1 pseudogene is annotated in these 551 nt (G+C 54.8%); it reads left to right on the top strand.

Features of this window, described 5'->3' with window-relative positions:
• Positions 1 to 551, top strand: a pseudogene (locus G5195_RS20160) (IS5-like element IS5B family transposase); the annotation flags it as partial.

Below are 551 nucleotides of genomic sequence, written 5' to 3'. Positions count from 1 at the left end.
TGAATTCAGCAGTAAGCGCCGTCAGACCAGAAAAGAGATTTTCTTGTCCCGCATGGAGCAGATTCTGCCATGGCAAAACATGGTGGAAGTCATCGAGCCGTTTTACCCCAAGGCTGGTAATGGCCGGCGACCTTATCCGCTGGAAACCATGCTACGCATTCACTGCATGCAGCATTGGTACAACCTGAGCGATGGCGCGATGGAAGATGCTCTGTACGAAATCGCCTCCATGCGTCTGTTTGCCCGGTTATCCCTGGATAGCGCCTTGCCGGACCGCACCACCATCATGAATTTCCGCCACCTGCTGGAGCAGCATCAACTGGCCCGCCAATTGTTCAAGACCATCAATCGCTGGCTGGCCGAAGCAGGCGTCATGATGACCCAAGGCACCTTGGTCGATGCCACCATCATTGAGGCACCCAGCTCGACCAAGAACAAAGAGCAGCAACGCGATCCGGAGATGCATCAGACCAAGAAAGGCAATCAGTGGCACTTTGGCATGAAGGCCCACATTGGTGTCGATGCCAAGAGTGGCATGACCCACAGCCTAG

It is taken from the genome of Aeromonas sp. 601039, from assembly GCF_049174415.1.
Taxonomy (GTDB): domain Bacteria; phylum Pseudomonadota; class Gammaproteobacteria; order Enterobacterales; family Aeromonadaceae; genus Aeromonas; species Aeromonas veronii_A.
Note: the sequence above shows the minus strand (reverse complement) of the source record. Positions and strands in the feature narration are given on the sequence as shown.